Source organism: Streptomyces sp. CBMA123, assembly GCF_014596465.1.
Lineage (GTDB): Bacteria > Actinomycetota > Actinomycetes > Streptomycetales > Streptomycetaceae > Kitasatospora.
Map to the genome: position 1 here is coordinate 26,777 of NZ_MECK01000001.1, position 26,189 is coordinate 52,965.

The following is a 26,189-nucleotide window of genomic DNA, read 5'->3' on the forward strand; positions in this document are numbered from 1 at the left end:
TGGCATGATCGGATGGGCGCAGCGGCGCGAGACGTACCCTGGCGTGTCCTCGGTTCGAGCGCCGAGCGGACGGCCGGTCCACCCGCGTCACGAGGACGCCACGCAACCGTACTGCCGGGTGTCGGCCCGGGTTGTCTGATCGTGCACAGGTTCCGGCCCGGAAGGCCGGCCGGAAGATCCCCGTGATGTACGCCGGGTTGACGAACCCGTGTCCGCCTGACGGCCACGGGAACCACGGGCGGGGCACCGCCGTGGCCGGACAACTCGCCCGCACGGACGGCCGGTTCCTCACTCGTCGCCGCGCCTCCCCGTCCTGGCACGGCGGAGGCCACGTCACCGGCCGGGAGTCCGTTGCGCGGTACGGCACCCGCGGCCGCGGCGTCGTGGACGAGATCGGCGACCGCGGTCGGTCGGGAGACGGACACGGCGTGGGAGTCGTGAAGTCGGCTTCACCCCAGCCGAGTTCGACCCCGCGAGAAGAAGCCTGACGACGACCGGGCCGCCCCCGGCCGGCCACCCGCAGGCCGCCGGACCTCGCGCGCACGACCGGAACGGGCGCCCATCCCCGCCGGTTCGTCGGACAAACGATGCGCGGATCGTCACGGCGCGATGCACCGTCGGAACATCCACGCCGTCGCCGTGCCCCTACCCTGGAACGCGATTCGCCTCCCCCTGTTCCGGCAGCTCTCAGGACCCGAGGCGAGAGAAGCGCACCGCCACCGGCACGCGCGCGTCGGCACATCGGCGCATCCACGCCCCCATCGGACACCGCGCCCCGCCGGCAACGAACCCGGACGGCCGCCGTCGCCACCGGCGCCCGGTACCGGCGCCCGTCCCGCCACCGACCAGGAGAGCCCCCCATGCCCGCCCCCCACCCGCTGCCCAGCTCCCAGCCCCAGGCCACCGGCGCCGACCTCGTCCTCCGCGCCCGTCTCGTCCTCGGTGAGCACGAGACCGTCGACATTCCCGTGCGCTTCGGGTACCGCAGCGACGACCCGCTCGCCGTCGCCCTCGAATTCCTCGGCCCCGCGGCCGAAGCGGGCACCTGGCGGTTCTCCCGCGACCTCCTCTGGGAGGGGCTCCAGAAGCCCGCCGGCCTCGGCGACGTCCGCATCTGGCCGCCCTGCACCTGCCACGGCCGCACGTCCCTGCGCATCATGCTCCTGGGACGGGACGGCACCGTCCTCCTCGACCTCCCGCCCCGACAGGTCAGGCGCTGGCTGCGCCGCGAGAGCTTCACCCTGGTACCCCAGGGGTCGGAAGCGGCCTCGATCGACTGGGACACCGCACTGGAGGCTCTGGCCGGCCGACGTCCGGGCGCCACCGGGTGACCACCGGGGCGCCACCTCCGCGGGATTCGGCGAACCTCCGACTGCGGCCACATCCCGCCCGGCAACTCCCTCGCGCCGGAACAGCCCACGCCGGGCCGCTGACCCCCGGCCGCTCCCCTGCCGCTCCCGCCCCGCCCGGTCCCGCGGACCCGGCGGGGCGGGTCGGTCGGCGGCGGGTGCGGCGGCGTACTCCTCGTCGGTGACGGGGGCAGCCGGCCGTACGTCGCGAGCCGGGGCGACGGTCACCCGGAACCGATTCGTCTCCGAGGCGGCGATGGCGTACGGGCTGTCCGCTGGTGGCCGGCCATCCGGCAGGTGCTGCTCATGATGGATTCCTGGGCCGCCGCAGCCACCTGCCGCAGGCAGCTTCCCGACGGCCGCGGACATGAGATTTCGTCCTGTGCGGGCTGTGCCGTAGAGTCGGTGTCACCGACGCGGGGTGGAGCAGCTCGGTAGCTCGCTGGGCTCATAACCCAGAGGTCGCAGGTTCAAATCCTGTCCCCGCTACTACGCAACAAGGCCGGGCCCGTCGCACTGTGTGCGACGGGCCCGGCCTTCGTGTTGGTTGCTCCCTCTCCCGCACGTGCTGTGGGAGTTCGAGGGCCACTGCCAAACCCACCGCCCACATCACGCACTCCACCAGGACACGTCGCTGACACCACGGCCCGTCCCGATCGCCGATACCGGGCGGATCGCCCGGCTGGACGTCCGAGAACGCGACCGTCTCGGCGGCGCCCTCCACGAGTACCGACATGCCGCATGACCTGTACGGACAGACTTGTCGGCACCCGCATGGGCGGCGCACGGCGGAAGACCTCCGGCAGGGGCCGCACCACGCGCCGTCCGCTGTGCCCAAGCGGCGCCGCCGTGCCAAGCGGCGCCGCCGTACCGGGAGGTCGGCGATCAGTCCGCCGTGGCGATCAGCGGCTGGAGCAGGATGTCGGGTTGGGCGCGCTGGAAGGCGTTCAGGTGCCACTTGTCCGCGAACAAGGCCAGCAGCGCGTTGTCCGAACGGCGGGTGAGCACCTCGCCGTTGGTCAGGCGGGCTTTGGCCAGGGCTGCGGCGCCGTCGGCGTCGGTGATCCGGGCCACGCGGTAGGACAGCTGGTCGAGGGCGATCGGGGAGGAGAACTCGTGCTCCATCCGGTGCAGGATCACGTCGAACTGCATCGGGCCGACCGCAGCCATGACCGGCGCCTGGTCGCCACGCCGGTCGGAGACCAGCACCTGGATCACGCCTTCCTCATCGAGTTGGGCGACCCCCTTGCGGAACTGCTTGGAACGGCTGATGTCCTTGGGCCGTGCCACCGCGAAGTACTCGGGGGCGAAGGCGGGCAGCGGGGGAAACTCGGTCTTCTTGCCGGTGAAGAGGGTGTCGCCGACCCGCAGCGCGCTCGCGTTGATCAGGCCGACCACGTCGCCGGGGTACGCGGTGTCGACCACGGTGCGCTCGGCGCCGAACACGGTGTGCGCGTACTTGGTGGCGAACGAGCGGCCGCTGGCCGCCCGGGTGACGTGCATGCCGCGCTCGAAGACGCCGGAGCAGACTCGGACGAAGGCGATCCGGTCGCGATGGGCCGGGTCCATGTTCGCCTGGATCTTGAACACCAGGCCGGAGAACTCCTCGCCGACCTCGCGGCTGCCGCCCTTGGCCAGCGGGCGGGGCCCGGGAGCCGGAGCGAGGTCGACCACGGCGTCCAGCAGGGGCTTCACACCGATGTTGGTCAGTGCGGCACCGAAGAAGACCGGGCTGATCTTGCCGGCCTCGAAGGCCTCCTGGTCGTAGCCGGGGCCGGAGGAGAGCACCAGCTCCAGCTCCTCCAGCGCGGTCGTCCAGGCTTCGCCCTCCTGCTCGGCAGCCTCCTCGGAGGTGAGCTGCTCCTCGAGGGCGGCGTGCGTGCCGGCCGGCACCTTGGTGTAGCGCAGCATCTGCTCGGTGTTCCCCGCTTCGACCAGGCCGCGCAGGTTGCCCGCGTTGCCGACCGGCCAGACGACCGGGACGGGGGTGATCCCGAGGTGCGTCTCGATGTCCTCGAGCAGGGTGAGTGCATCCCGGCCGCGCCGGTCCCACTTGTTGATGAAGGTGATCACGGGGACGCCGCGATGGCGGCAGACCGCGAAGAGCTTGCGGGTCTGCTCCTCCAGGCCCTTGGCCGCGTCGACCAGCATGATCGCGCAGTCGACGGCGGCCAGCACCCGGTAGGTGTCCTCGGAGAAATCGGCGTGGCCGGGGGTGTCGACCAGGTTCATCACGTGGCCGCGATGGCCGAACTGCAGGGCGGCCGAGGTCACCGAGATACCGCGCTCGCGCTCCAACTCCATCCAGTCGCTGGTCACGCCGCGTCGGTCACCCTTGGCGTGCACCGCACCGGCAGAAGTGATCGCCCGCGCGTGCAGCGCCAGCGCCTCGGTGAGCGTGGACTTGCCCGCGTCCGGATGGCTGATCACGGCGAAGGTCCGTCGGCGGCCGGCCTCACGAAGGATCTGCGGGACGGGGACGGACTGTTCGGTGCTCACGTGTTTCCTCCGGTACGCATCGGCAGCAGGCCGGGTCATGCCTCTCCGTACCTGGTGAGCCGGGGATCAGGTCCACAGGCCCAGGAAGCGATAATAGGCTGCCGGACGGCGTGGCCCCGAAATTCGCGTTTGTCGGCTGCTGCCCCGGCTCCAGCCGGGAGGACAGCCGATCTGTCCCGGGGTCGGGGCCGAGGCCGAGCCGGTCCAGGGTCCTCAGCCACCGGTTGCGCCGGCCCCGCTCGGCACCCCCCAGCACGGGGTTCCGGCGGACGTCTCCACTCCCGCAGCCAGGTCGGCCCGGATCGGTACATTGAGCCGGGTCTGCTGGATATCTCGGTGTGGCTGAGGTTCGTGCGGCGAGTTCGAGTCAACCAGCGGGCAAAGCCAGCGTGTGCGAATCCTGTCGTGTACTCCGCATGGTCACGCTGGGGTGGCACCGGGAAGCGCGAGCGGTGGGGCCGGGGCGTTTCGCACCCGGCCCCACCGCTCTGCGCAACACAGGGATCGTTCAGCAGTCGGGACGACAGGATTTGAACCTGCGACCCCTTGACCCCCAGCGGTCGAAAGGGGGTGACGGCCAGTCCGTCCAGTCCAGAAACCGCAGGTCAGGGCCTGCCGCATCCAGGCCGCATGATGCCTGATGACACTCCGTGACACCCAGTCCGTGAGAAGCGCGTGAGAGGTGACGACCAAACCGAGGCCGTGGTTTCGGCGCGGGCAAGCGCGGGACGGGTTGTCCCTGTTCGCACATCCGCTGGACGAAGCGTCGCACGGTTCGGGCGCTGACGTGGATGCGCCGGGCGGCGGGTTCGGATGCGGGTCTTACAAGAGCCGCGCCGGATGACCGCCGACCTGGGCACCTCAATGCCGTTGCAGTCCGCCCCCGATCGGTGAAGCTCTGTCGCCGCCCGTAGGATCGCCGGACCGACATCCGCGCCGCCCGTTCGCCGGCCGCCGCGGACCGTACGGAATGGTTCCGAGCGCTCGAGTCGGACTTCCGGGAACGGATGGAGACATGACTGAACCTGCGGACGCCGTCGCGTCCGTTGCGGTCCTCGCGTCGCTTTCGACGGAGGAGTTCATCGCTGGGGTCGAGGCGGCCGCCGTGCGGTTCGACGCGGCGACCTACCCGCAGCGGGAGTTGCCTGCGGAGGACTGGCTCGGGCTGACGGGGGTGGGTGTGCTGCTGCCGGTGCTGCCGGTCGAGTACGGGGGCCGGAACAGCCACGTCGAGATGTGCCGGGTGGTCGAGGTCCTGGCGGAGCGGAACCTGGCCGTCGCCGTCTACACGGCGATCGTCACCGGACTGGCGCTGCGGCCCGTCGTGTTGTGGGCCGGGGAGGAGGCCAAGCGCGAGGTACTGCCCCTGTTCGCCGGTCCGGTGGCGCCGACGGCGGGGTTCGCCTCCACCGAGCCCGGCTGCGGCTCGGCCATGTCTGGCCTGACCACCACCTTCGAGGAGGTCGAGGGCGGCTACCACATCCGCGGCCGGAAGCACTGGCAGGCGCTGAGCGCCACCGCGTCCTGGTGGGTGGTCGTCGCCAAGCGGGACGGCGACAGCGGCCGCGAGTACGGGTGGTTCGTCGTCGAGCGCACCGACGGGTTCCGCACCTCGCAGCGGTACGAGGCGCTGGGCCTGAAGGTGATCGACTACGGGGTCAACGAGATCGACGCGTTCGTCCCCGCGCACCGGCGCATCGACGTCGGGGCGGGGAACCTGAGCTCGATGGTGGACATCTACCTGTCGGGGCGCGCGCTGATCGGCGCGCTGGCATGCGGCTTCCTGCGCCGCGTCGCCCGCGAGGCGCGCGCCTACGCCGATGCGCGTCGCATCGGGCGCTCGCCGCTGTCAGCGATCGGGTTCGTCCGCTACCGGCTCGCAGCCATCGACAGCGCCCACACGGTCTGCACGGCGCTCAACCACTACGTCCGGACCCGGCTGGACCTCACGTCCGACCTTACCCCGGCGTTCCCCTTCATCCTGGCCGTCAAAGTCGTCGCCACCGAGCTGATGGTCAGCTCCGCCAACCACTACCAGCAGCTCGCCGGCGGTGAGGGCTACCGGAACGGCTCGCCGACCAACATCGCCGCCCAGGCGTTCCTGGACTCCCGGGTCTTCACCATATTCGACGGCACCAACGACCTCCTCAGCCAGCAGCTCGCCCGGCACTGCCTGGACAGCGCGGACGGCCGCTCCCTCAGCACCTTCCTGGCCGCCTGGGCGCCGACCGCGCCGGCCGTCTCGGTGCACGGCCTCGACCTGCGGTTCCTCGACGGGGAACTCGCCCAGGAGCACATGGTCCTGGCCGGCCGGGTGATCGCCTACACCTTCGCCGCCTCCCGCGTCCTGCAGTGGGCCACCGAGACCGGTGCCGACGCCGACCTGGCCCACCGGGCAGCCGCGTTCCTCAGGGCCGACATCGACCGCGTCCGCGTGGAGTTCGACCTCCTGGGGCGCCTCGGGGCCGGCGCCTGAACCGTGCTCCGCCGACCTCTCCCGGGCGGCGCAGCGCAGTCGGTGCGGTGATCGGCCGGTGCCGCGAGCTGCGCCGCACCACGGCTCGCCAAGGCTTCGCAACGGGGCTGGTCCCCAGGCTTGCCACGCGCCGACGACCTGTCAGGACTGGGGTCTTTCCACGGTTCGAATGGACCGGGCTCGGTGCTCTGCTGTGGGTAGCACCCATGGCGGCAAGGAGCTCCGATGACATCGATGCCCGTGGCCGGCCTGCGGCCCGGCCTGGGAGACGACCGCGCTGATCTGGTCGTCCGCAACGCGCGGATCCACACCGGGGACCGGCGACGCCCGACGGCCTCGGCGTTGACGGTGCACGGCGGGCGGATCGGCGTGGTCGGCGACGACCGGGACGTCGCGCCCTACCTCGGGCCGGACACCGTGGTGGTGGACGCGCAGTACCGCAGGGTCGTCCCCGGGCTGAACGACTCGCACTGCCACGTCGTCCGCGGCGGCCTGCACTTCGTCCTGGAGTTGCGGTGGGACGGCGTGCCGTCGCTCGCGGTGGGCCTCAGGATGCTGCGGGAACAGGCCGCCCGGACTCCGGCCGGCCAGTGGGTCCGGGTCGCCGGGGGCTGGAGCGTCGAGACGGTCGCCGAGCACCGCCTGCCCTCGCCCGCCGAGTTGAACGCGGCAGCGCCCGACACGCCGGTGATCATCACGCACCTGTACCAGTCCGCCGTGCTGAACCGGGCGGCGCTGCGCGCAGCGGGCATCACCCGCGACAGCCCGAACCCGGCGGGCGGGCAGATCGTCCGCGGCCACGACGGCGAGCCGACCGGGATGCTGATCGCGGCCCCGGCCGCCGGACTGCTCTACGCGACGATCGCCAAGGCCCCGGTGCTCAACCCCGCGCTACAGAAGGCCTCCACCGCCCACTTCCTGCGCGAGCTGAACCGGTTCGGCCTGACCTCGTTGGTGGACGGCGCCGGCGGGTTCCAGGACTTCCCGTCGGGCTACACGGCCGTCACGGAGCTGGCCGCCGCGCAGGAGCTCACGGTGCGCATCGCCTACCACCTGTTCCCGCAGACCCTCGGGCAAGAGGTCGAGGACCTACGGCGCTGGGCCACCCTGGTCAAGCCCGGCGACGGGGACGAGTGGCTCAGGTTCAACGGCGCCGGCGAGAACCTCGTCTGGGCCGCCACCGATTTCGAGAACTTCGCCCAGCCGCGTCCCGAACTGGGCCCGTACGAGGACCAGTTGGAGCAGGCAGTGCGGGTCCTACTGGAGAACGGCTGGGGATTCAGACTCCACGCCACGTATGACGAGACCATCCGCCGCGACCTCGCCGTCTTCGAGAAGCTCGCCGCCGAAGGGCTCTTCCCGGGACCGGGACGATGGCTGTTCGACCACGCAGAGACCGTATCGCCGCAGAGTCTGGACCGCATCGCGGCGCTCGGCGGGTCGCTGGGGGTCCAGCACCGGCTGGCGTACCAGGGCGAGACCTTCGCGCGCCGATACGGCGCCGCCGCAGCGGCGGCCGCCCCGCCGCTCGGCGCGATGCTCGAACGCGGGCTGCACGTGGCGGCCGGTACCGATGCGACCCGGGTGTCCACCTACAACCCCTGGGTAGCCCTGCACTGGCTCGTCTCCGGGCGCACCGTCGGCGGCCTGCGCACCCGTTCGGCAGCACACTGCGTCAGCCGGGAGACCGCGCTGGAGATGTACACCGCCGCCGGCGCCCGGCTCACCGGCGAGCAGGAGGTGAAGGGCCGGCTCAGCCCGGGCTTCCTCGCCGATCTGGCGATCCTCACCGACGACTACTTCACCGTCCCCGAGCAGGACATCCCACTCATCGAAGCCGCCCTCACCGTCGTCGGCGGCCGGATCGTGCACGCGGTCGGCGAGTTCGAGGGCCTCGCAGTGCCCGCGCCGCCGGTCGAACCCGGCTGGAGCCCGCTGGCCCACTTCGGCGGTTACCAGGCCGGCCTGCGCCGGGTCGGCGACGGCGCGCGCCAGGCCGAGTTGCTGGGCCAGGCCGCCGCCGACTCCACGGAGCAGCTGCGCCGGTCCGGTCGGCGCGGGGCCGGTACCGAGGCGGACGCCGTCCTTCGGGTGTCCGACCCCTGCTTCGAGTGATCCGCCCCGAGCGCCTGACGCCCCCCTCCGCTCGGCACGACCGAATCCGACCCGATCGCGGACCGATCCCGAAAGGCCACGCCATGAGCCACCCGATGAACACCCCGGCGAACCGCCGCGCCCTGCTGCGCACGGCGGCCGTCCTGCCCGCGGTCGCCGTCGCCGGCACGGCCCTGGGCGGTGGCACGGCGGCCGCCGCCCAGGGCACCGGCACCGACCTGCCCGACTTCGCGCCCGTCCCGCTCGCCGCGAAGGGGCCGGCGATCAACGACGCGGGCTACTACGTCGGCCGGATCGACGGGAACCTCCACTGGGTCACCGACGGGTACTACCAGGCGATGTTCCTCAGCACCCGGGAAGGCGTCGTCCTGGTCGACGCCCCGCCGACCATCGGGCACAACCTGCTGCGGGCGATAGCCGACGTGACGCGGGCGAACGGCCGGCCGTCGCAGGTCACGCACCTCGTCTACTCGCACTCCCACGCCGACCACGCGGGCGCCTCGTCGATCCTGGGCAAGGACGTCGTGCGGATCGGTCACGCCGAGTGCCGGCGCCTGCTGCTGCGCGACGGCGACCCGAACCGTCCCGCGCCGACCGTCACCTTCAAGGATCGTTACACGCTGGAGGTCGGCGGCGAGCGTCTGGAACTGACCTACCACGGCCCCAACCACAGCCCGGACAACATCTTCGTCCACGCGCCGGAGCACCGGACCCTGATGGTCGTCGACGTCCTGTACCCGGGCTGGGTGCCGTTCAAGAACCTCGCGGTCTCCCAGGACATCCCGGCCTGGCTGCGGGCGCAGGACATCGCCATGGGCTACCCCTGGCGGACCCTGGTCGGCGGTCACCTCGGCCGGCTCGGCGTGCGCGCGGACGGCGACCTCCAGCGTGCCTACACGGCCGACCTCGAAGCCGCCGCCCGCGCCTCGATGGACCTGGACCCCGGGCCGTACTTCGCGAAGTACGGCCCGCAGGGCAACTCCTGGGCGATCTTCAAGACCTACCTCGACGCGGTGGCGGCGCAGGCCGCCGCACCGGTGATCGCCAAGTACAACGGCGTCCTCGCCGCAGCCGACGTGTTCACGCTCGACAACGCCGCAGCGATGGTCGAGTCGCTCCGGATCGACGCCGGGATCCTCGGCCCGTTCAGCACCCGCCCCTGAGGACCGGTCGGCGCTCAGCGCCCCGAGAACCGGCCCGACTCACCGTCGCCTCCGGCCTGCTAGCGCCCTGCCCGGCACGAACAGGCCCAGCACGAACAGGCCCAGCACGAACAGGCCCAGCACGACCAGGCCCAGCACGACCAGGCCCAGCACGACCCGACCCAGTCCCGCCCGATCCCCTTCCCGAGAAAGGGCACTCGGCCATGACCAGCCCGACCCCCGTCCTCTTCATCCACGGCCTGTGGCTGCACAGCACCTCCTGGCAGCCGTGGATCGACCTCTTCCGTGCCGAGGGCTACGCCCCGTCGGCGCCCGGCTGGCCCGGCGACCCGGACACCGTGGAGGAGGCCCGGCAGAACCCGGAGAGCATCGCCGACCACGGCATCGACGACGTCGTCGAGCACTACGCGACGATCATCCGCGGGCTGGGAGCGCCGCCGGTCCTGATCGGCCACTCCTTCGGCGGCATGATCGCCCAGAAGCTCCTCGGCCAGGAACTGGCGGCGGCGGCCGTGGCGATCGACGCAGCCCAGATCAAGGGCGTCCTGCCGCTTCCGCTGTCCGCGCTGCGCTCGACGCTGCCGGTGTTCAAGAACCCTGCGAACCGGCACCGCGCGGTGTCCCTGACCACCGAGCAGTTCCGCTTCGCGTTCGGCAACGCGCTGAGCGAGGAGGAGTCCGACGGACTCTTCGAGCGGTGGACCATCCCGGCGCCGGGCAAGCCCCTGTTCGAGGCGGCCGCGGCGAACTTCGACCCCCACTCGCCGGCCAAGGTCGACACCGCGAACTCCGGACGCGGCCCGCTGCTGCTGGTGTCCGGCGGCAAGGACCACACCGTCCCGGAGTCGGTGACCCGCGCCACGCTCAAGCAGTACCGGCACTCCGAGGCGGTCACCGAGTTCCTGTCCTTCCCCGGCCGCGGGCACTCGCTGACCGTCGACAGCGGCTGGCGCGAGGTCGCGGAGGCGGTGCTGGCCTGGCTCCGGCGCCAGGGCCCGACGGCCTGACCACCCGTCGACGGCGGCACGACCGCCGCCCGCCCGACCCGGCCCCGCCAGGGGCCGCCGACCCTCCGTCACCCGCCACCTGGAGCACTGAGTGAGACTCCCCCTGCCCGGAACCCGCAGCCGCCGTCGACTGCTAGGCGCGGCCCTGGCCGCGGCCGTCGCGCTGAGCACGGCGACGATCAGCGCCGCCGCGGGCCCCACGACCGCTTCCCCTGCCACCGCATCCGCCGGTGAACGGATCCCCGCGGGGTTCACCGAACACCGCGCCCGGGTCGCCGGCATCGGCCTGCACTACGTGACCGGCGGCCACGGGCCGACGCTGGTGCTGCTCCACGGCTACCCGCAGACCTGGTACGAGTGGCACGGCATCATGCCGGCCCTGGCCGAGCACTACACCGTCATCGCCCCGGACCTGCCCGGCGCCGGGCAGAGCGACGCGCCGCCCTCGGGCTACGACAAGAAGACGATGGCCGCCGAGCTCCACGCGCTGCTGGTGTCGCTCGGCAAGGACGACGACGTGCGGATCGTCGGTCACGACATCGGCACGATGGTCGCCTACTCCTACGCGGCGCAGTACCCCGCCACCGTCGAGAAGCTGGTCCTCAGCGAGGCTCCGATCCCGGACCTGAGCATCTACCAGATCCCGTCACTGACCGAGCGGGGCCCTGGGGTCTGGAACTTCGGGTTCTTCAACCTGACCGACGGCCTGCCGGAGAACATGATCCGGGGCCGTGAGGTCAGCTGGACCGCCGGCTTCATCGGCGGGTTCGAGGGCGTGCCGGGCGCGGTGAGCCAGGACGACATCCGGGTGTTCGCCCACTACCTGCGCGACCCCGCCCACCTGGCGGCGAGTCTGGCCTGGTTCCGGGTGTTCCCGCAGGACATCCGGGACAACGCGCAGTTCCAGCGGACCCCGCTCCCGATGCCGGTGCTCGCCATCGGCGCATCGGGCAGCCTCGGCAGCGCCGAGGGCGAGCAGATGAAGGCCTACGCCTCCCACGTCACCGGCGTGACCATCCCGAACTCCGGCCACTGGATCTACGAGGAGCGCCCCGAGGAACTGACCGCCTTGCTGCTCGACTTCCTCGGCCGCTCCTGACCCCGACGCCGCGCCACCCCCGACGCCGAAGGAGAACGCCCAGTGCCCGCCCCCCGCAACCACGGCCCGCTGCCCGCGCTGCTGCTGGCCCTTACGGTGGCGACCGGGCTGGTCGACGCCGTCAGCTATCTGGTGCTCGGCCACGTCTTCGTCGCCAACATGACCGGGAACGTCGTCTTCGCCGGCTTCGCCCTCAGCGGCGTCGACGGAGTCTCGTGGAGCGCGACGTTGCTGGCCCTGGCAGCCTTCGGCGCCGGGGCGTACCTCGGCGGACGCCACGTCGGTGGCAGCAGCACGCATCGCGGGCGACTGCTGGCGCTCTCGACCGCCGCGCAGTGCGCCGTCGTCATCGGGGCGGCCGTGCTGGCGGCGCTCGCCGACCCGGGGCGGCGAGCGGTCCAACTGGCCCTCGTCACCCTGCTCGCGGTCGCGATGGGGATGCAGAACGCCGTCGTGCGGCGCCTGGCCGTGCCCGACCTGACCACGACGGTGCTCACACTGACCACCGCAGGCCTGTTCGCCGACCGGACCAGCGCCCGCGTCCGCGGACTGCGCGTCGCCTCGATCCTGGCGATGGCCGCGGGCGCCTTCGGGGGCGGGCTTCTGCTGCGGCACGCCGACGTGGCGGCCCCGTTGTGGACGGCCGCGGGGCTGCTCGCCGTCTGTTCGGCCACCGCCGACCGGCTCAGCCGCGCACGGCACGCCGGAGTCTGGCACTGACCCGGTCCCGGCGCGGTGCGACGTGGTGTGGCGTGGCGTGGTGCGGCGCTACGGGACGTGCGCCGGGTTCGCACCGGAGGTCGCCGAACCGTCGGCGAGCGCGCCCTGGCCGAGTGCGGCGGCGATCTTCCGCCGCGAGGTGATGCCGAGTTTGCGGAACACCTTGTTCAGGTGGAACTCGACCGTCGAGGTCGTGATGAACAGCCGGGAGGCGATCTCGGCGTTGGTCAGTCCCGACACCGCCAGCAGCGCCACCTGGCGTTCCTGGGGGGTGAGGTCGAGGCTGGTCCCCGGCACGCGCCGGCGCGCCGTCTCCCCGGTCGCGAGCAGCTCGGTCCGGGCCCGTTCGGCGAACAGTGCCGCTCCCCCGGTCTCGAACAGCTCGTGCGCGGCCCGCAGGTGGGTCCTGGCCTCGGCGCGGCGCCTGCGCCGCCGGAGCCACTCGCCGAACAGCAGGCGTGACCGGGCCTGTTCCGCTGCCAACGGCACGCGCCCCAGCAGATCGACCGACTCCGCGTACCACTTCTCCGCCTCGGCGTCCTCGGCCACCAGCGCCCGGCACCGGGCCAACAGCCCCAACGCCCACGGCGTCCCGGCGAGCAGCGCACGTTCCTCGAGCCGCTCCAGCGCGCGGGTCGCCGTGCGCCGGTCGCCGGTGCGGACGGCGGCCTCGATGAGCAGCGGCAGCACCTGGTTTCCCTGTGACGGTGCGTCCTCGCGACAGACGGTCAGCGCATGACGCAGCGCCTCGTCGTAGCGCCCCCCGCCGAGCTCGAGAACGCAGAGCGCGTGGAGCGCCAGCTGGCGCAGCAAGCCCAGGCCGTAGGTCCCGGCGACGGCCTCCATCATCGCCACGGCGGCGCGTGTCTCGCCCTCCCGGCCCGTCCACGCGTACAGCAGGGCCCTGCGCAGGTCCCCGTGGGTCGTCAGCCCGATCGCGGTGGCGTAGTCGTCGGCCTCCGCGTAGAGCGCCTCCGCCGCGGCCGGCCGCCCGTTCCAGATCTCGGTGTACGCGAGGTCCGACAAGGACAGGCTGAGGCCGTAGAGCGCTCCGTTGCCGCGGTCCACGGCCGCCAGTCGGCCGACGATCTCCACGTACGCCCCGATGTCCCACACCTCGGTCGCCGCGATGCTCACCATGGCGCTGAACGGACTGGCCATGTTGCGCAGTTCGGGCGCGGAGCGGAGCCGGGCCAGGGCTGCGCGGAGCACCGTCACGCTGCTCCGGTAGCCGCTGGCCGACCGCAGGCTCAGTCCTTCGATCAGCCCCGTGGGGCTCCAGGCCTGGTCGTCGGGCTCGGGCGGGGCGGCCGTCACGGCCCGGGACACCGCCGCCGAGGTCGTGCGGTAGACGGGCCCTCCGGCGATTACCGCGGCGTGCACGGCCTCGTAGAGCAGCTCCCGGGTCGTCCGGGGGTCAGCGTCGCCGAGTTCGGCCACGGCGTCGAGCATCATGGCCGGGACCCGGTCGATCCGGATGTTGAACAGCTCGATTGAGGCGCGCATCCGCAGCGCGCGGGCCCGGGTGGCAGGACGGTCGAGGGCGGGTACGGCGAGGTCGAGCAGCGGTTGCACCGCGGCGTGGTCGCCGGAGGCCTGGTGGGCCTCGGCCGCGGCGAGGTAGCGCTCGGCGCGCCGGGCTGGGTCGGTGGTGAGTTCGGCGGCCCTGGAAAGGAACAGCGCCTGGGCGGAGTAGCCGCCCCTGGACCGGGCCCAGTCCGAGGCGGCGTCCAGGTCCGCCGCGGCCGAGTCGTCGGGTCCGAGGGCCGCCTCGGCCCGGTGCCAGGCACGCCGGTCGGGCACGCGGGCCGGGTCGCTGGCCGCCGCGAGCGCGGCGTGGACCCGCCGCCGGTCGTCCCCCGAGGCCGCCGCGTAGACCGCCGACCGGATCAGCGGGTGCCGGAACCCGCCGCCGGCCCCGTGGTTGAGGATTCCCGCGTCGACGGCCGCGGTGGTGGCCCGGGCCGGCAGGCCGAGCACGCCTGCGGCCTGCCACACCACCGCCATGTCGTCGGTCGGCGCCGCTGCCATCAGCTGGAGCAGCGTCCGGGTGTCGGGGGGCAGCGCGGCCACCGACTGCCGGAAGTGCTCCTCCAGTAACCTGCCCACCGGCAGCGGCTCGGGCACCGGCGCGACCCCGGCGAGCTGTTCGGCGCCCAGGTTCGCGCCCAGTTCGATGAGCGCCAGCGGATTGCCCCCGGTGCCGGCCACGATCCGGTCCGCGACCGCGGTGTCCAGGTGGCCGGGCACGGCGAGGGCGAGCAGGTGCCGGGCGTCGGCGGCGGGCAGTCCGTCGACCCGCAGATGCGGCATGGCCTCGAAGAGTGTGCGGCCGCCGGGGTCGTCCCTGGCCGCGAAGATCAGGCCCAATGAGTCGGCGTGCAGTCGCCGGGCGACGAAGGCCAGCGTCTCGGCCGATTCCCGGTCGAGCCAGTGGACGTCGTCCACCAGGCAGAGCATCGGCTGCTCGGAGGCGACGTCGGAGAGCAGAGTCAGGGCCGCGAGGGCCACCAGGAGCCGGTCCGGTGGGGCGGCGTCGGCCAGGCCGAACGCCGCGTTCAGCGCGTCCCGCTGCCTGGTGGGCAGCCGGTCGACGCGGTGCAGGTGCGGGCGCAGCAGGCGGTGCAGCGCGCCGTAGCCCAGCGGCTGTTCGGCCTCGACGCCGACCAGCCTGGTCAGCTCCATGCCGGCGGCCAGGGCCGCCGCGTGGTCCAGCAGCCGCGTCTTGCCGATCCCGGCCTCGCCCACGAGCACCAAGGCGCCCCCGAACCCGTCGCGCACCGCGTCGAGCAGCTGTCCGATCACCTCGCGTTCGGCCAAGCGGCCGACCAGCGGCCGCACCGCCCCGGTTCGCGGCCCGCGCCACGCCATGGAAACCCCCTCGTCCTCGGAACACCGACCGGGGGAACACTAGACGCACCAGCATGAGGCGATCGAGCGTCACGTGACGGCGCATCGACGCAGGGTGCCGGCCACCGTGCGCAGCTCGGTGCGCGAGACGACGCCGAGCTTGGGGAAGATCCGGTGCAGGTGTGAACCGACCGTCCGGTAGGACAGCTAGAGCCTCTCGCCGATCTCACGGTTGGTCAGGCCGCCGGCCGCCGGCCGGACGATCTGCAACTCGTGCGGGGTCAGCCGGTCGTGCACGTCCGGTGCCCGGCCGCGACTGGTCTCACCGGCCGCCCGCAGGTCCCGGCGGGCCCTCTCTCCCCAGGGGATGGCACCGAGCGCGTCGAACATGTCGCGGGCGGTGCGGAGGTGGTCCCGGGACTCGACGCTGCGGCGGCGGCGCCGCAGCCACTCGCCGAAGGCCAGGTGGGTACGGGCCCGGGCCAGCGGCAGGGCGCTGAGGTCGGTGCCCCAGTGCGGCCTCGAAGAGCGGCTCGGCGTCGTCGTCGGCCGCGACCAGCGCCCGGGCCAGGCGCAGATCGGCGCGCAGGGCCGGGGCCGGCGTCAGTTCGGCCACCGCCGCGAGCTCCGCCACGATCGGCAGCACCGCCGCTGTGCGTCCGCAGTGCGTCGCAACGTCGACCAGGCCCAGGGTGGTGCGCAGCAGGCCGGTGTGCACGCCGACGACGGCGGTCGCGCTGACCGGCAGGTCCAGCGGCACGGGAGGGCGGCCCGTCTCCCGTGGGCCGGGCGCGCCGGGCAGTTCGACCAGCTGCTCCACGGCGGCGAGCCGGGCGGTGAGCCGCGTGACCGTACCCGCGGACAGGCCTGTCAGCTCGGCGATGCGATGTCTGGGGAGGGGGCCGTGGGCGAGCACGGTCCGGACGACCGCGGCGGCGTTGCGCATCGGGAGCGCTCCGATCGGGGCGGCGGGGCGAGGTCCGCCGAGACCCTGGCGGACCTGAATTTCAGTCCGCAAGTTAGTCACCGCGCCGTACGGCCGGCAAGGCCGGTGCCCGGTTCCGGCATCCGTTCGCCATCCGCCGCAACATTGCCGCAATACCCGCTCCCACCAGGCGGGATGAGCTTGACACCGGGTGCCGGCCCTCCACACGATGAGCCCATCACACCGGAACCGCGACCGAAGGAGGGACGATGACCGCCGCCGTCTGCCGTGCCTGTCTCCTCTCCTGTCGCCGCCCGGTTCCCGTCCGTCTCTGACGGACCCTCATCAAGCTGACTGACTTTCAGTCAGCTCCTTCCTCTCTGCCGCCGTCGCACACGTGCGCCGTCCGCCGTCCTTCCCCTCCGCAAGAAACCGAGGTACCGCCATGACCACTGCCGTCGAACTGCGTCTGACTCCGGCCGCCGGCCGCATCGGGGCGATCGTTCACGACGTCCGCCTCGGCGGCGACCTGCCCGCCGAGACCATCGCCGCGATCGAGGCCGCCCTGTACCGCCACAAGGTGCTGTTCTTCCGCGGTCAGCAGCACCTGGACGACGCCGGGCACGAGGCGTTCGCCCGGCTGCTCGGCCACCCGGTCGGCCATCCGACCGTCCCGAGCGCGGACGGACGGTACATCTTCGAGCTGGACGCCACCAAGGGCGTACGCGCCAACAACTGGCACACCGACGTGACGTTCGTCCCGTCCTACCCCAAGGCGTCCATCCTGCGGGCACTGGAGCTGCCGGAGGCGGGCGGCTCGACGGTCTGGGCCAACACCGCGGCCGCGTACGACGACCTGCCGGCCCCTCTGCAGACCCTGGCGGAGAGCCTGCGGGCGGTGCACACCAACGACTACGACTACGCGGCGAGCCTCGCGCTGACCCCCGAGCTGGCGGAGAACAAGGAGGTCGCCGAGCTGTTCCGCCAGGTGTTCGTCTCCACTGCATTCAAGACCGAGCATCCGCTGGTGCGGGTGCACCCGGTGACCGACGAGAAGAGCCTGCTGCTGGGTGCGTTCGCCCAGCGGATCGTCGGGGTCCCGGGCCCCGACAGCAAGGCGCTGATCGCGCTGTTCCAGCGCTACGTCGAGCGGCTGGAGAACACGGTGCGCTGGGACTGGCAGGTCGGCGACGTGGCGATCTGGGACAACCGCGCGACCCAGCACTACGCCGTCAACGACTACGGTGACCAGCCGCGCCTGGTCCGCCGGATCACCCTGGACGGCGACCTGCCGGTCGGCGTGGACGGCGTGCCGAGCCGGCTGCTGGAGCCGGCCGACCCGCCGGCGGTGCCCGGCCTGGTGCCGGCCGAGCAGCTCGAACCGTCCGTCTGACGCCTCCGTACGCTCCGAAAGGTCCCGTCGATGCCCGCCACGGTCCGCCCCGTCCCCGCCCGCACCGGGGACGACCGGCGGGACGTCAATGCCGCCGCCGTGCTGCGGACCGTGCTGGACCACGGGCCGATCGCCCGCAGTCGGGTCGCCGCGCTGTCCGGACTGAGCCCGGCCGGGGTTTCCCGGCAGGTGACCGACCTCCTCCGGCTCGGACTGCTCTGCGAGCGGCCGGAGTTGACCGAGAGCGGGGCCGTCGGCCGGCCACAGTTGCCGGTGGACGTCGACACCGAGCGGCTGGCCGTGGCCGGCCTGCACGTCGGGGTGCCGTTCTCCACGCTGTCGCTGCTCGATCTGCGCGGCAACGTTCTGGCCCGGGAGCAGCTCGACAACCGTGGCCGCACGGGCCGGGCGGTGCTGGATCCGGCACTTGCCCGGCTGCCGGCGTTCCTGGCCGCCGCGCCGGGCGGGCGGTCCGTGGTCGGGCTCGGCGCGGTCACGGGCGGCTCGGTCGATCCGGTGCGCGGGGTGACGGTGCGCCACGCGCCGCTGGACTGGTGCGAGGTGCCGCTGCGGGCGCTCCTGGAGCGGGCCACGGGGCTGCCCGTCCAGGTGGACAACCATGCCCGGGCGCTGGCGCAGTCGGAGATCCTCTTCGGGCACCCGGCCGCGCGGCGCAGCCTGGTGCAGCTCTTCGTGGGCCATGTGGTGGACGCGGCTCTGGGCGTCGGCGGCCTGGTGCACCTGGGGCCGCAGTCGGCTACCGGCGACGTCGCGCACCTGCGGGTGGCCGGCAGTCGGGCCCGGTGCTGCTGCGGGCGGCGCGGCTGTTTCGCGGCCGCCGCCTCGGACACCGCGCTGTACCGGGAGGCGGCGGCCGCCGGGATCATCCCGGTGCCCGAGCGGGGCGAGATGATCGCGGCGGTGCGCGCCGGGGATCCCCACGCCGACCGGCTGGTGCTACGGCGGGCTCGGCTGATCGGGCAGGTCGTGGCGCTGCTGGTCGACGTGGTCAACCCGGACCTGGTGGTGCTCACCGAGACTTTCGCCCTGATGGACGGCCGCTATCTGGAGGCGATCCGCACCGAGGTCCTCCGCCGCTCGCACCTGTGCCAGGACGCCGGGCTGGTGATCACCCAGCAGCGCGGTGCCGACGCGCTCGCCGTGGCTGCGGGGGCGGTCGTGCTCGGTGCCCTGTACCGCAGCCCGTTGCAAGCCCTCGCCCGAGCCTGACAGCCGCCCCCACCCCCGCGCCCACCGCGCACTCCCTTACTTCCGCTGCGAAAGCAACTAACCATCCCCGGAAGGGGTCTCTGCCATGACCGACCACCTCGTCTCGCGCCGCGCCCTGCTCCGCGCCTCCGTCGCCGGAGCCGGCCTGCTGACGCTGGCGGCCTGCCGCTCGGCCGCAGACGGCGCCGGCGACGCCGCCTCGGCCGCGCCGCGCCGGGGCGGCACCCTCACCGTCGCCTCCGGCATCGACTTCACCCCGAGCCTGCTGTTCGCCCAGTCCGCCAACACCCTGGTCCAGCGGCTGGTCTTCAACACCCTCACCAGGTACGACAATGAGCTGCGGCCGCAGCCAGAGCTGGCCACCTCCTGGCAGGTCGCCGAGGACGGCCGCAGCGTCACCCTCAAGCTCCGCGAGGACGTGGTCTTCCACAACGGCCGGAAGTTCAGCGCGGACGACGTCGTCTTCGCCGTCAGGAACCTCCAGAACCCCTCCCGATCCGCCCAGTTGAGATCCACCGCGGCCGCCGTCACCGACTTCCGGAAGAACGGCGACCACGAGCTGACCCTGACCCTGGCCCACCCGGTCAGCAACCTCTTCGACCTCTTCGAATTCATGATCATCGCCGATGAGGCCACCGTCGAGGACGCCGTCGCCGGCAAGCAGCTGATCGGCACCGGGCCGTTCCGGTTCACCGAGCGCAAGCCCGGCGCCTCGATCACCTTCACCCGCAACGACCGGTGCTGGCAGCCCGAACGTCCCTACCTGGACGGCGTGGAGATCCGCGTCATCCCGCAGTCCGACTCCCTGCTGTCCTCCCTGAAGACCGGCCAGAGCCACCTGTCGTACGGCGTCCGCGGCAAGGACGTGGCCACGCTCAAGAACGACCCGCAGTTCCGGATCACCCAGTACGACACCGGCGCCGGCGCCTACTACATCGGCGTCAACGTCACCGCCGAGCACGTCGGCGACAAGCGCGTGCGGCAGGCCATCGCCTGGGCGGTGGACCGCGAGCGACTCGTGCAGCAGGCACTCGGCGGGTACGGCCTCGCGTCCTCCGCCCCCTGGCCCAAGTCCTCCCCCGCCTACAGCGCGGCAGGCGCCACCCGCTACCGCCACGACCCGGACAAGGCACGGCAGTTGCTCAAGGAGGCCGGGCTCGGACCGATCACCCTGCCGTTCGCGCACTCCAACGACCCGGGCGGCACCGCGATCGCCCAGATCCTCCAGTACGACCTCCAGCAGGTCGGCATCGAGACGGTCCTGCAGCCCACCGACTCACCGACCATGCAGAAGCAGCTGATCTCGCAGACCATGCCCGCGCTGTGGACGCTCAGCCACGGCTTCGCCCAACTGCACCCCGCCACCCTGGCGGTGAGCGCGTACCCGTTCAACGAGGCGAAGAACAGCTCGCACTTCAGCTCCCCTGCCTACACCGACATCGTGCAGCGCGCATGGAACCGCGCGGACAGCGACAGCGCCGAGGCCAAGGCGCTCTACCAGCAGATCACCGATGTCCTGCTGGACGAGGAGTTCGTCATCGACCTCGCGATCGCCGGGCAGGTCGAGGTGGCGGGCGCCAAGGTGCGCGGCGCGACCCTCAACAAGTTCAGCTACCTCAACCTCGACGACGCCTACCTGGCGGCCTGACCATGCGATCCTTCCTCCTGCGACGACTGCCCTCGGGGCTGCTGGTGCTCCTGCTGGCGTCGTTCCTCGTCTTCCTCGTCCTGCGGCTGATTCCCGGCGACCCCGCCACCAGCCTGGCCGGCCCGGACGCCGGGCCCGAGGCCGTCGCCGCCGTCCGCGCCCGGCTCGGCCTGGACGAGCCGCTGCCCAGCCAGTACCTGCGCTGGATCGGCGACCTGCTCACCGGGAACCTCGGCCCGAGCTACGCGATCGGCGGCCAGGTCGCCGACCTGATCGGCAACGGCCTCGGTGCCACCGTCGAACTCACCCTCGGCGCCCTGGTGCTGGTCGTCGCGCTGGCCCTGCCGCTCGGTGTGCTCGGCGCCTGCGCCCGGCGGCGTCCGGTCGCCGCCGCCGTCCGCGCGGTGACCACCGGGGTGCTCGCCGTACCGCCGTTCGTCACCGGGGTGGTGCTGGTCCTGGTGTTCGCGGTCACCCTCGGGTGGCTGCCGGCCGGCGGGCACGAGCCCCTCCTCGACCAACCCGACCTGGCGGTGCAGTACCTGCTGCTGCCCGCCGTCTGCCTCGCCCTGCCCAGCGCCGCCATCCTGGCGCGCTATCTCAAGGACGGCCTGGAGCGGGCCCTCGCCGAGGACTACGTGCGCACCGCGACCGCCCTCGGCGTCTCCCGCCGGCGGATCGTCTGGCGGCACGCACTGCCCAGCGCGCTGCCGCCCACGGTCACCGTCCTCGGCCTGCAGATCGGCCAACTCCTCGGCGGCACCGTGCTGGTGGAAGCCATCTTCGCCTGGCCGGGCCTCGGCCAGCTGACCGAGCAGGGCGTGCTGCGCCGGGACTACCCGGTGGTGCAGGACCTGCTCCTGCTGCTCGTCGCCGCCCACGTCGCCGTCCAGCTGCTCACCGACCTGGTGTACGCGTGGCTGGACCCCCGGATCCGCTGGGAGGGCCGATGACCGCCGCCGCCGAGACGCCGATGACGGCCGCCGCCACCGAGACCCGGCGCAGGAACCCGTACCTCGCGGGTCTGCTCACCGGACGCGGGCTGACCGGCCTGGCGCTGGTCGCCGCCGTGGTGCTGGCGGGGCTGTTGGCACCCGTGCTCACCAGTGCCGACCCGAACGCGCAGAGCGCGCTGGCGTTGGCCGGGCCGAGCGCGGCGCACCCGTTCGGCACCGACGACCTGGGGCGCGACCTGTTCAGCCGGGTCCTGCACGGGATCGGCACCGACCTGGTGATCAGTCTCACGGCCGTACCGGTCGGCGCGGCGCTGGGCTGCGCGCTGGCGCTGCTCGGGGCGGCCTCCCGGTTCGCCGACGTGGCGGTGCAGCGGGTCTTCGACCTGGTGCTGGCCTTCCCCGGGCTGATCCTGGCGCTCGCCGTCACCGCAGTGCTCGGGCCGGGGAGGTGGCCGGTGGTGATCGTCATCGCGCTGGCCGAAATCCCGGGGTTCGGAAGGCAGTTGCGCGCCGGGATCCTGGTGCAGCGGGAGCGCGAGTACGCGCTCGCCGCGCGGGTCGGCGGGGCCGGCCGGGCCCGGGTGCTCCTCCGGCACGTGCTGCCGAACGCGGCCGATCCGCTGATCGTGCAGAGCGCCGTCGCCCTGTCGATCGCCGTCTTCGTCGAGGGCGCGATGAGCTTCCTCGGCGTGGGCATCCGGCCGCCGGACCCGTCGCTCGGCAGCATCCTCAGCCAGTCCATGGCCTACCTGTCCACCCACCCGACCTTCGCGGCCGCCCCGCTGGTCGCGGTCACCGCGCTGGTGCTCGGATTCACCCTGATCGCCGAGGCCCTCAACCGGGGAGTGCGCCGATGAGCACTGTTCTCGAAGTACGCGACCTGACGGTCGAGTTCGAGCGGACCAGGGCCGTCGACAGGGTCGGCTTCGAGCTGGCCGCCGGGGATACGGTGGGTGTGGTCGGCGAGTCCGGCTCGGGCAAGTCCACCACCGCGCTCGCCCTGCTGCGGATGCTGCCCTCGGGCGGCCGGATCGCCGCGGGCTCCGTCCTGCTGGACGGGCAGGACCTCGCCGCCCTCCCGGAGGACGCGCTGCGTGCCCTGCGCGGGCGACGGATCGCCATGGTCTTCCAGGACCCGATGTCCTCCCTCAACCCGGTGCTGACCATCGGCCGCCACCTGGACGAGGCGCTGCGCGCCCACACCGTCCACGACCGGGCAGCACGGCGGGAGCGGGCACTGGAGCTGCTCGACCTGGTCGGCATCCCCGAGGCGGCCGAGCGCCTGCGGGACCATCCGCACCAGTTCTCCGGCGGCCAGCGCCAGCGCATCATGATCGCCCTGGCCCTGGCCAACGAGCCCGACGTGCTGGTCGCCGACGAGCCGACCACCGCGCTCGACCCGACCGTCCAGCGGCAGATCCTGCGGCTGCTCGCCCGAATCAACGAGACCACCGGCACCGCCCTGGTGGTGATCAGCCACGACCTGGGGGTGATCGCGCAAACCTGCCGCCGCATCCTGGTGATGCGCCACGGCCGGGTCGTCGAGCACGGCCCCACCGAGGACATCCTCACCGAGCCCCGGCACCCCTACACCAGGCAGCTGGTGGCAGCGGTGCCCCGGCTGGACGCCCCGTCCACAGCCGCCGCCAACAGCTCCCCGGGCGAGGAGCCGGTGCTCACCATCTCCGGGCTGCGCAAGACCTACGGCACCCGCCGGCGGCGCACGGCGGCGCTGGACGGCGTGGACCTGGTCCTGCACCCCGGCGAGACGCTCGGGCTGGTCGGCGAGTCCGGCTCCGGGAAGTCCACCCTCGCCCAGGCGCTGGTGCAGGTGCACACGCCGACGGGGGGCAACATCCGCTTCCGCGGGCAGGACCTGCGGGCCGCCGGACGAGCCGCCAGGCGGGAGATCCAGATGGTCTTCCAGGACCCGTACTCCTCGCTCAACCCCCGCATGACGGTGGGGCAGATCATCGCCGAGCCGCTGATCGCCCACCGCATCGGCGACCGCGCCTCGCGGGCTGCCCGGGTGGCGGAGCTGCTGCGCCGGGTCGGCCTGGACCCCGACACGGCCGACCGCCATCCGCGCGCCTTCTCCGGCGGCCAGCGCCAACGCATCGGCATCGCCCGGGCGCTCGCCCCCGAGCCCAGCGTCCTGATCTGCGACGAACCGGTCTCGGCGCTGGACGTCTCGATCCAGGCCCAGGTCGTCGAGCTGCTGGCCGAACTCCAGCGCGACCTCGGGCTCGCCGTGCTCTTCATCGCCCACGACCTCGCCGTGGTCCGCCAGGTCAGCCACCGCATCGCCGTCATGCGCCGGGGCCGGATCGTCGAGACCGGCCCCGCCGACCAGGTGGTCACCGACCCGCAGCACCCCTACACGGCCGAACTCCTCGCCGCCGTCCCCCGACTCACCATCCGGAGCACAGCATGAGCACCCGTCGCGACCCGTACGAGGGATTCACCGGCAGCGTGGGCCGCACCTTCCGCGAGTCCACGCCCGCATGGCCCAGCCGCACCCGCCCGCGCGAAGGCGCACCCAACATCGTCGTGGTCCTGATCGACGACATGGGCTACAGCGACATCGGACCGTTCGGCTCCGAGATCCCCACCCCGACGCTGGACCGCCTCGCCGCCACCGGAGTGAAGCTGGCCAACTACCACACCATGCCGCTCTGCTCGCCCGCCCGCGCCGCCCTGCTGACCGGCCTGAACCCGCACCGGGTCGGCTACTCCTTCGTCGCCAACGCCGATCCCGGCTTCCCCGGCTACGGCATGGAGGTCGCGGGCGACATCCCCACCCTCGCCGAGCTGCTGCACGACGCCGGCTACGCCACGTACGCCGTCGGCAAGTGGCACCTGACCCGCGACTCGGCCTCCAACGCGGCCAACGACCGCTCCAACTGGCCACTGCAGAAGGGCTTCGACCAGTACTACGGCGTGCTGGAGGGCCTGACGAGTCTCTTCCACCCGCACCAACTGGTCCGCGACAACAGTCCGCTGGACATCGACGAGTTCCCGGACGGCTACTACTACACCGACGACATCACCGACCAGGCGATCGCCATGGTCAAGTCGCTGCGCGCACACGACGACACCAAGCCGTTCTTCCTCTACCTGGCGCACAACGCCGTCCACGGACCGCTCCAGGCCAGGCCGGAGGACCTGGCCCGGCACAAGGGCCGCTACGACGGGGGCTGGGACGAGCTGCGCGCCGCCCGTTTCGCCCGCCAGCTCGCCGCCGGGCACTTCCCCGAGGGCACCCGGCTGCCGGACCGCAACTCCGAGGCGGGCTACGACGTCGGGCCGTGGGACGGACTCACCGAGGTGCAGCAGAAGCTCTACGCCCGCTACATGGAGGTGTACGCGGCGATGGTCGACAACGTCGACCAGAACCTCGGCCGCCTCACCGACACCCTGGCCGCCCTCGGCGAACTCGACAACACTGTCATCCTCTTCACCTCCGACAACGGTGGCACCGGCGAGGGCGGACCGGAGGGTACCCGCAGCTACTTCAGCCGCTTCGTCCACCACCCCGACCTGCCCGCGGACTGGAACCCGGACGTCGAGCGGGAGATCGAGCTGATCGGCGGCCCGCAGAGCCTGGTCCACTATCCGCGCGGCTGGGGCATGGCCTCCAACACCCCCTTCCGCTTCTACAAGGGCCAGACCTACGCGGGCGGAGTACGGGTGCCGTTCGTCCTCTCCTGGCCCGCCGGTCTCCCGCGCGCCGAGAACGACACCGGTGTGCGCACGCAGTACCAGTACGTCACCGACCTCCTGCCCACCCTGCTCGAACTCGCGGGCATCGAAAGACCCGAGATCCGCGCCGGGCAGCCCGTCCAGGAGCTGGACGGCACCAGCTTCGCCTCCGTGCTTCGCGAGCCGCACGCCGACAGCACCCACACCGAGCAGTACTGCGAGATGACCGGCAACCGCAGCTACTACCGCAACGGCTGGAAGCTGGTCACTCTGCACCGCCCGGGCACGCCCTACGACGACGGCGAGTGGGCACTGTACGACCTGCACGCCGACCCCACCGAGATCGATGACCTCGCGGCCGAATTCCCCGCGGTCGTCAAGGAGTTGGCCGAGGCCTGGGAGAACGCCGCCTGGCGCGACGGCGTCTTCCCGCTCGCCGACGGCAGCGGCGCGCTGGCCCTGCGGGAGCCCGAGGACGCCCGCCTGCGCCGCCCGGTGACCCTGCTGGCCGGTACCCCGGAGCTGGAGCGCTACCGCTCCTCGCGGCTGATCTCCTTCCGCTCCTTCGACATCGTGGCCGAGCTCGACGACCACCGCGCCGACGACCAGGGCGTGCTCGTCTCGCACGGCGACCAGGGAGGCGGGTACAGCCTGTACGTGGAGGACGGCCGGCTCCGGTTCGCGTACAACGAGTACGGCGAGCTGTACGAGACGGATGCCCGGCCACTGGCCCCGGGCGCCCGCACCGTCACCGTCGAGGCCCTGGCCGTGGCCGACCTCAAGTGGGAGTTCCGGCTGCTGGTCGACGGTGAGGAGACCGGCCGCCTCGGACCGGTGCACCAACTCATCGGCATGGCCCCCTTCCAGGGCATCAGCGTCGGCCTCGACCGCAAGTCCCCGGTCTCCTGGCCGCTCTTCGAACGCCACCGCAGCTTCCGGTACACCGGCGCCCTCCGCTCGGTCACCTACGTGCCCGGCGAGCCCGCCCCGTACGACCCGGAGACCGTCGCGCGGGCGCTCCAGGCGGCCGCGGCGGCGTTCGAGTGACACAGGGCCC

The 26,189-nt window shown here is 72.7% G+C and carries 17 protein-coding genes and 2 tRNA genes; 15 read left to right on the plus strand and 4 right to left on the minus strand.

All coding sequences use genetic code 11. The features are described 5' to 3' along the window. Positions 1-860: 860 nt before the first annotated feature. Complete coding sequence (locus tag BG452_RS00115; RefSeq protein WP_188302011.1) at positions 861-1,331, plus strand: SsgA family sporulation/cell division regulator; 471 nt, start codon at positions 861-863, stop codon at positions 1,329-1,331. Between the two features lie 433 nt (positions 1,332-1,764). Next, a tRNA-Met gene (locus BG452_RS00120) sits at positions 1,765-1,838 on the plus strand. 396 nt (positions 1,839-2,234) lie between these two features. Here the strand turns inward: BG452_RS00120 and BG452_RS00125 are convergent. Both BG452_RS00125 and BG452_RS00130 read right to left on the minus strand, forming a co-directional pair. Further along, positions 2,235-3,848, minus strand: coding sequence for a peptide chain release factor 3 (locus BG452_RS00125; RefSeq protein WP_317620834.1), 1,614 nt, complete (start codon positions 3,846-3,848; stop codon positions 2,235-2,237). Between the two features lie 515 nt (positions 3,849-4,363). Further along, positions 4,364-4,438, minus strand: a tRNA-Leu gene (locus BG452_RS00130). A gap of 425 nt (positions 4,439-4,863) precedes the next feature. Between BG452_RS00130 and BG452_RS00135 the strand changes: the two genes are divergently transcribed. The 6 genes from BG452_RS00135 (at position 4,864) to BG452_RS00160 (ending at position 12,428) form a co-directional block, all read left to right on the plus strand. Beyond that, positions 4,864-6,324, plus strand: coding sequence for an acyl-CoA dehydrogenase family protein (locus BG452_RS00135; RefSeq protein ID WP_188302013.1), 1,461 nt, complete (start codon positions 4,864-4,866; stop codon positions 6,322-6,324). A 225-nt stretch (positions 6,325-6,549) separates the two neighbouring features. Next, positions 6,550-8,439 (plus strand): amidohydrolase, encoded by a 1,890-nt coding sequence (locus BG452_RS00140; protein WP_188302014.1) that lies wholly within the window; start codon positions 6,550-6,552, stop codon positions 8,437-8,439. Positions 8,440-8,522: 83 nt separating this feature from the next. Next, the gene (locus BG452_RS00145) at positions 8,523-9,602 is read left to right on the plus strand and encodes an MBL fold metallo-hydrolase (RefSeq protein ID WP_188302015.1); all 1,080 of its coding nucleotides are present in this window, start codon (positions 8,523-8,525) and stop codon (positions 9,600-9,602) included. A 203-nt stretch (positions 9,603-9,805) separates the two neighbouring features. Next, positions 9,806-10,609, plus strand: a complete 804-nt coding sequence (locus tag BG452_RS00150; protein WP_188302016.1) for an alpha/beta hydrolase — start codon at positions 9,806-9,808, stop codon at positions 10,607-10,609. 91 nt (positions 10,610-10,700) lie between these two features. Next, positions 10,701-11,708 carry an alpha/beta fold hydrolase gene (locus BG452_RS00155; RefSeq protein ID WP_188302017.1) on the plus strand — a complete coding sequence of 336 codons (1,008 nt, stop codon included), beginning with the start codon at positions 10,701-10,703 and terminating at the stop codon, positions 11,706-11,708. Positions 11,709-11,750: 42 nt separating this feature from the next. Beyond that, on the plus strand, positions 11,751-12,428 hold the full coding sequence (locus BG452_RS00160; RefSeq protein ID WP_188302018.1) for a YoaK family protein: 678 nt from the start codon (positions 11,751-11,753) through the stop codon (positions 12,426-12,428). Between the two features lie 48 nt (positions 12,429-12,476). On the opposite strand, the gene BG452_RS00165 is transcribed toward BG452_RS00160, so the two are convergent. Both BG452_RS00165 and BG452_RS00170 read right to left on the minus strand, forming a co-directional pair. Next, entirely contained in the window at positions 12,477-15,299 is a 2,823-nt protein-coding gene (locus BG452_RS00165) for a helix-turn-helix transcriptional regulator (RefSeq protein WP_188302019.1), read from the minus strand. Positions 15,300-15,600: 301 nt separating this feature from the next. After that, the gene (locus BG452_RS00170; protein ID WP_188302020.1) at positions 15,601-16,224 is read right to left on the minus strand and encodes a hypothetical protein; all 624 of its coding nucleotides are present in this window, start codon (positions 16,222-16,224) and stop codon (positions 15,601-15,603) included. A 424-nt stretch (positions 16,225-16,648) separates the two neighbouring features. Here BG452_RS00170 and BG452_RS00175 point away from each other — a divergent pair, with 424 nt between their 5' ends. The 7 genes from BG452_RS00175 (at position 16,649) to BG452_RS00205 (ending at position 26,179) form a co-directional block, all read left to right on the plus strand. Next, entirely contained in the window at positions 16,649-17,596 is a 948-nt protein-coding gene (locus BG452_RS00175) for a TauD/TfdA dioxygenase family protein (RefSeq protein WP_188302021.1), read from the plus strand. A 30-nt stretch (positions 17,597-17,626) separates the two neighbouring features. Beyond that, positions 17,627-18,826, plus strand: a complete 1,200-nt coding sequence (locus BG452_RS00180) for an ROK family transcriptional regulator (RefSeq protein ID WP_188302022.1) — start codon at positions 17,627-17,629, stop codon at positions 18,824-18,826. Between the two features lie 85 nt (positions 18,827-18,911). Further along, positions 18,912-20,474, plus strand: a complete 1,563-nt coding sequence (locus tag BG452_RS00185; RefSeq protein WP_188302023.1) for an ABC transporter substrate-binding protein — start codon at positions 18,912-18,914, stop codon at positions 20,472-20,474. 2 nt (positions 20,475-20,476) lie between these two features. After that, a complete protein-coding gene (locus BG452_RS00190) occupies positions 20,477-21,427 on the plus strand; it encodes an ABC transporter permease (RefSeq protein WP_188302024.1) in 951 nt (316 codons plus the stop codon). Continuing rightward, positions 21,424-22,287 (plus strand): ABC transporter permease, encoded by an 864-nt coding sequence (locus tag BG452_RS00195; RefSeq protein ID WP_188302025.1) that lies wholly within the window; start codon positions 21,424-21,426, stop codon positions 22,285-22,287. Before BG452_RS00190 ends, BG452_RS00195 begins: the two co-directional genes overlap by 4 nt. Then, the gene (locus BG452_RS00200) at positions 22,284-23,864 is read left to right on the plus strand and encodes an ABC transporter ATP-binding protein (protein ID WP_188302026.1); all 1,581 of its coding nucleotides are present in this window, start codon (positions 22,284-22,286) and stop codon (positions 23,862-23,864) included. The genes BG452_RS00195 and BG452_RS00200 overlap by 4 nt, the downstream gene beginning before the upstream one ends. Next, positions 23,861-26,179, plus strand: coding sequence for an arylsulfatase (locus BG452_RS00205; protein ID WP_188302027.1), 2,319 nt, complete (start codon positions 23,861-23,863; stop codon positions 26,177-26,179). The genes BG452_RS00200 and BG452_RS00205 overlap by 4 nt, the downstream gene beginning before the upstream one ends. The last annotated feature ends 10 nt before the right edge of the window (positions 26,180-26,189 follow it).

Excerpts from the sequence above, each read along its gene's own strand:
- BG452_RS00185 (WP_188302023.1), top strand. The coding sequence starts at position 18,912 with ATGACCGACCACCTCGTCTCGCGCCGCGCCCTGCTCCGCGCCTCCGTC.
- BG452_RS00190 (WP_188302024.1), top strand. The coding sequence starts at position 20,477 with ATGCGATCCTTCCTCCTGCGACGACTGCCCTCGGGGCTGCTGGTGCTC.
- BG452_RS00150 (WP_188302016.1), top strand. The coding sequence starts at position 9,806 with ATGACCAGCCCGACCCCCGTCCTCTTCATCCACGGCCTGTGGCTGCAC.
- BG452_RS00165 (WP_188302019.1), bottom strand. The coding sequence starts at position 15,299 with ATGGCGTGGCGCGGGCCGCGAACCGGGGCGGTGCGGCCGCTGGTCGGC.
- BG452_RS00115 (WP_188302011.1), top strand. The coding sequence starts at position 861 with ATGCCCGCCCCCCACCCGCTGCCCAGCTCCCAGCCCCAGGCCACCGGC.
- BG452_RS00170 (WP_188302020.1), bottom strand. The coding sequence starts at position 16,224 with ATGCGCAACGCCGCCGCGGTCGTCCGGACCGTGCTCGCCCACGGCCCC.
- BG452_RS00180 (WP_188302022.1), top strand. The coding sequence starts at position 17,627 with ATGCCCGCCACGGTCCGCCCCGTCCCCGCCCGCACCGGGGACGACCGG.
- BG452_RS00135 (WP_188302013.1), top strand. The coding sequence starts at position 4,864 with ATGACTGAACCTGCGGACGCCGTCGCGTCCGTTGCGGTCCTCGCGTCG.
- BG452_RS00175 (WP_188302021.1), top strand. The coding sequence starts at position 16,649 with ATGACCACTGCCGTCGAACTGCGTCTGACTCCGGCCGCCGGCCGCATC.
- BG452_RS00145 (WP_188302015.1), top strand. The coding sequence starts at position 8,523 with ATGAGCCACCCGATGAACACCCCGGCGAACCGCCGCGCCCTGCTGCGC.
- BG452_RS00195 (WP_188302025.1), top strand. The coding sequence starts at position 21,424 with ATGACCGCCGCCGCCGAGACGCCGATGACGGCCGCCGCCACCGAGACC.
- BG452_RS00200 (WP_188302026.1), top strand. The coding sequence starts at position 22,284 with ATGAGCACTGTTCTCGAAGTACGCGACCTGACGGTCGAGTTCGAGCGG.
- BG452_RS00205 (WP_188302027.1), top strand. The coding sequence starts at position 23,861 with ATGAGCACCCGTCGCGACCCGTACGAGGGATTCACCGGCAGCGTGGGC.
- BG452_RS00140 (WP_188302014.1), top strand. The coding sequence starts at position 6,550 with ATGACATCGATGCCCGTGGCCGGCCTGCGGCCCGGCCTGGGAGACGAC.